Here is a 4,924-nt window from a genome sequence, read left to right as displayed (position 1 = left end):
CCTCGGGCGCGCCACCGACAACGACATCGTCATCCAGGACGTGCTGGCCTCCCGGCATCACGCGTTCCTCACCCAGACGCCGCTGGGAACCGAGATCCGCGACTCGCACAGCGTCAACGGGACCTTCGTCAACGGCGTGCGGGTGGGCTCGGCGGTCCTGACCGAGGGCGACGTCGTCACCATCGGCAACGTCGACCTCGTGTTCACGCGGGGCACGTTGGTGCGCCGCACCGAGGCCGCCACCCGCACCGGCGGCCTGGAGGTCAACTCGGTCTGCTACACCGTCGACCACGGCAAGCAGCTGCTCGACCACATCTCCCTGACCGCGCGGCCCGGCACGTTGACGGCCATCATCGGCGGCTCCGGCGCCGGCAAGACCACGCTGTCGCGGCTGATCGTCGGCTACACCAGCCCCACCTCCGGCGTGGTGACCTTCGAGGGGCACGACATTCACGCCGAGTACGCGTCCATGCGCAGCCGGATCGGGATGGTCCCGCAGGACGACGTCGTGCACCGCCAGCTGACCGTCAACCAGGCCCTGAACTACGCCGCCGAGCTGCGCCTGCCGCCCGACACCAGCAAGGCGGAGCGCGCCCGCGTCGTCGCGCAGGTGCTCGAGGAACTCGACATGACCAAGCATGCCGAGACCCGGGTCGACAAGCTCTCCGGCGGGCAGCGCAAGCGCGCCTCGGTGGCGCTCGAGCTGCTCACCCAGCCGTCGCTGCTGCTCCTCGACGAGCCCACCTCCGGTCTGGACCCGGCGCTGGACCGCCAGGTCATGCTGATGCTGCGCCAGCTCGCCGACGCCGGCCGCGTGGTGCTGGTGGTCACCCACTCGGTGTCCTACCTCGACGTGTGCGACCAGATCCTGCTGGTCGCGCCCGGCGGCAAGACCGCGTTCTGCGGGCCGCCCGACCAGGTCGAGGCCGCCATGGGCACCCGCAACTGGGCCGACATCTTCGCCAAGGTGGGCGCCGACCCCGACGAGGCCAACCGGCGCTTCAAGGAACGCAACCAGCAGTCGTCGCAGCCGCCGTCGCCGCAGAGCCCCGCCGACCTGGGAGACCCGCCCCAGACCGACCTGCTGCGCCAGCTGTCCACCATCGCCCGCCGCCAGGTCCGGCTGGTCATCTCCGACCGGGGCTACACGATCTTCCTGGCGATCCTGCCGTTCCTGATCGGGGCGCTGTCGCTGACCGTGAAGGGACCGAAACCGGGCCTGGGTCCGGCCGACCCGCTGGGCATCGCGCCGACGCAGCCGCAGTACATCATGGTGCTGCTCAACATCGGCGCCGTGTTCATGGGCACCGCCCTGACCATCCGCGACCTCATCGGCGAGCGGCCCATCTTCCGGCGCGAGCAGGCCGTCGGCCTGTCCACCACCGCCTACCTGCTGGCCAAGATCGCGGTGTTCTGCGTCTTCGCGACGGCCCAGGCGGCGGTGGCCACCGTCATCGTGCGGCTGGGCAAGGGCGCCCCGACCGCGCACCCGCAGTTCTTCGGCAACTCCACGTTCTCGCTGTTCGTCACCGTCGCCGGGACCTGCGTGGCCTCGGCGATGCTGGGGCTGCTGCTGTCGGCGGTGGCGCAGTCCAACGAGCAGATCATGCCGCTGCTGGTGGTCTCGATCATGTCTCAGCTGGTGTTCTCCAGCGGCATGATCCCGGTGTATCAGCGCTTCGGCCTCGAACAGCTGGCCTGGCTGACCCCCGCGCGCTGGGGTTACGCGGCGGGCGCCTCGTCGATCGACTTCCCGTCGCTGGTGAAGGTCAAGCAGATCCCGACGAACGACCCCATCTGGCAGCACTCGAAGCACATCTTCGTGTTCGACATGGCCATGCTGGCGGCGCTGTCGGCCGCCTACACCGGCTACGTCCGCTGGCACATCCGGCTCAAGCGCTGAGCCGCCGGCCGCGACGATGACCCACCCGGCCCAGCCCGTGCTGACGGCTCGCGCCGAGCGCTCGCAAGGCAGCTTCGCGCCGGGCCGCGACGTGGTCGTCGGCAGCGACCTGCGCGCCGACCTGCGGATGGCGCACCCGCTGATCGCCCGCGCGCACGTGCTGCTGCGCTACGACGGCGGCCGGTGGGTCGCCGTCGACAACGGATCGATGAACGGCATCTACCTGCGCGGCCAGCGCGTGCCCGCCGTTGACATCCACGACGGCCAGGTGATCAACATCGGCAAACCCGACGGGCCGCGGATCACCTTCGAGATCGGCCGCCACACGGGCAGCGTCGGCCTGTTGCCGCCGACGGACTCGGTCCCGCTCCTCCAGCGGCCGCGGCCGCCCGGCCCACTCGCGCCGCGGCCCGGCCCGCCGCGGGAGGCCCAGCGCAGGACCGCCGTGCCCATCGTCCGGCCGGACTCCTCGACCCGCGCGCTGCCTCAGCAGGGGCCGCCGTCCGGGGCGAACCCGCCGGTGCCGCCCGGCTCCCCCGCCGACTTCCCCACCACGCGGGTAAAGGCTCCCGGCTCGGACCGCCCGGCCCGGCCCGCCTGGATCGGCCGCGCGCTCGACAACGACATCGTCGTCCACGACGTGCTGGCGTCGCGGCACCACGCGTTCCTCACCCCGACCCCCGCGGGCGCCGAGATCCGCGACGCGCAGAGCAGCAACGGCACCTTCGTCAACGGCGTCAAAGTCGGCTCCGCGATGCTCACCGACGGCGACGTCGTCACGATCGGCAACGTCGACCTGGTGTTCACCGGCGGCATCCTGGTCCGCCGGCAGGAGGCCGCCACCCGCGCCGGCGGCCTGGAGGTCCGCGACGTCAACTTCAGCGTCGACGGCAAAAACCTGCTGGAGCGAATCTCGCTGACGGGCCGCCCGGGCACCCTGACCGCGCTGATCGGCGGCTCGGGCGCCGGCAAGTCCACGCTGTCGCGGCTGATCGCCGGGTACGCCGTCCCGACCGCCGGCGCCGTCACCTTCGAGGGCCACGACATCCACAGCGAGTACGCGTCGCTGCGCACCCGCATCGGCATGGTGCCGCAGGACGACGTGGTGCACCGCCAGCTCACCGTCAGCCAGGCGCTGCACTACGCCGCCGAGCTGCGGCTGCCGCCGGACACCAGCAAGGCCGACCGCGCGCAGATCGTCGCCCAGGTGCTCGACGAGCTGGGGCTGACGCAGCACGCCGACACCCGCGTCGACAAGCTGTCGGGCGGCCAGCGCAAACGCGCCTCGGTGGCGCTGGAGCTGCTGACCGGGCCGTCGCTGCTGATCCTCGACGAGCCGACCTCGGGTTTGGATCCGGCGCTGGACCTGCAGGTCATGACGATGCTGCGCCAGCTCGCCGACGCCGGCCGCGTCGTGCTGGTGGTCACCCACTCGCTGACCTACCTCGACATCTGCGACCAGGTGCTGCTGATGGCGCCCGGCGGCAAGACGGCGTTTCTGGGCTCGCCCGGCCAGATCGGCGCGGCGATGGGGACGACCAACTGGGCCGAGATCTTCGCCAAGGTCGGGGCCGATCCCGACGAGGCCAACCGCCGCTTCCTCGAGCAGAACCGGCCACCGCCCCCCACGCCGGCCGAGGCGCCGGCCGACCTGGGGGCCCCGGCGCGCACCAGCGTCGCGCACCAGTTCTCCACGATCGCGCGCCGCCAGGTTCGCCTGGTCGTCTCCGACCGCGCCTACTTCGTGTTCCTGGCGGTGCTGCCGTTCATCATGGGCGCGCTGTCGCTGACGGTGCCCGGCACCGTCGGCTTCGGCTACGCCGACCCGACCAGCGAGTCCGCCGGTGAGGCCGGGACGATCCTGACGCTGCTCACCATGGCCGCGGCGTTCATGGGGACCGCGTTGACCATCCGCGACCTCATCGGCGAGCGCCCGATCTTCCGGCGCGAGCAGGCCGTCGGGCTGTCCACCACCGCCTACCTACTGGCCAAGATCGCGGTGTTCTGCGCGTTCGCCGTCGTGCAGGCCGCGATCGCCACCACCATCGTGGTGCTGGGCAAGGGCACCCCGACGCGGCCGGCGGTGCTGCTCGGCCATTCCACCTCGGGGGCCACCGTGGAACTGTTCGCCGCCGTCGCGGCGACGTGCGTGGCCGCCGCGATGCTCGGCCTGCTGCTCTCGGCGCTGGCCCGCTCCACCGAGCAGGTGATGCCGCTGCTGGTGGTGTCCCTGATGATGCAGATGGTGCTCTCCGGCGGCATGGTGCCGGTCACCCACCGGATCTTCCTCGACCAGCTGTCGTGGCTGGTGCCGTCGCGATGGGGTTACGCGGCGCAGGCCTCGACCGTCGACCTGTGGGCGGTGTCGCCGGGCCCGCAGAGCCCGCGGGACAGCCACTTTCAGCACACCGCCGCCACCTACCTCTTCGACATGGGCATGCTCGCGGCGCTGTCGCTGGCCTACGCGGTCGGGGTGCGGTGGCGGATCCGGCTCACGCGCTGACTCAGGCGTCCAAGCGCAGCCCGTGCGCCACCGCGAACGCCACCGCCTGACCGACGTCCACCCGCGCGCCCGCCAGCTTCGCGGTGGTCCACAGCGCGGGGTCCACCCGCGCGCCGCGCAGGTCGGCGCCGTCCAGGCGGGCGCCGGTGGTCCGGGCGCCGGTGAGGTCGGCGCCGCGCAGCACCGCCTTGCGCAGGTCGGCCTCGACCAGGCCGGCCTCGCGCAGCCGGCAGCCGCTCAGGTCGGCGCCGCGCAGGTCGTTGCCGCCGAGCACCGCAAGCGTGAAGTCCACCTCGTCGAACGCGATCGGCCGCAACCGGCACCGCACGAACACCGACCCCAGCATGCTGCACTGGGCGAACACGCTGTGCCACAACGAGGTCCGCTCGAAGGTGCAGTTGCGAAACGCCGAGCCGCTATGCCGCGACTCCGCGAGGTCGGCGCCCCGGAAGTTGCAGCCGTCGAACACCACCCGCTCGGTGCGCAGCCCGCGCAGGTCCTCGTCGGTGAAGTCGCGG

The 4,924-nt window shown here is 72.1% G+C and carries 3 protein-coding genes; 2 read left to right on the top strand and 1 reads right to left on the bottom strand.

The window, feature by feature from the left end; all coding sequences use genetic code 11:
• The coding region (locus A5700_RS20700) for an ATP-binding cassette domain-containing protein (RefSeq protein ID WP_068204970.1) at positions 1–1,903 on the top strand (1,903 nt) is incomplete at its 5' end.
• A gap of 16 nt (positions 1,904–1,919) precedes the next feature.
• The gene (locus tag A5700_RS20695) at positions 1,920–4,406 is read left to right on the top strand and encodes an ATP-binding cassette domain-containing protein (RefSeq protein WP_068071602.1); all 2,487 of its coding nucleotides are present in this window, start codon (positions 1,920–1,922) and stop codon (positions 4,404–4,406) included.
• Between the two features lies 1 nt (position 4,407).
• On the opposite strand, the gene A5700_RS20690 is transcribed toward A5700_RS20695, so the two are convergent.
• On the bottom strand, positions 4,408–4,924 hold a 517-nt coding region (locus tag A5700_RS20690; RefSeq protein ID WP_068204969.1), incomplete at its 5' end, for a pentapeptide repeat-containing protein.

It is taken from the genome of Mycobacterium sp. E1214, assembly GCF_001666755.1.
Taxonomy (GTDB): Bacteria; Actinomycetota; Actinomycetes; order Mycobacteriales; family Mycobacteriaceae; genus Mycobacterium.
The sequence above is the reverse complement of the archived record's forward strand: the minus strand, read 5'-3'. Positions and strand labels throughout refer to the sequence as shown.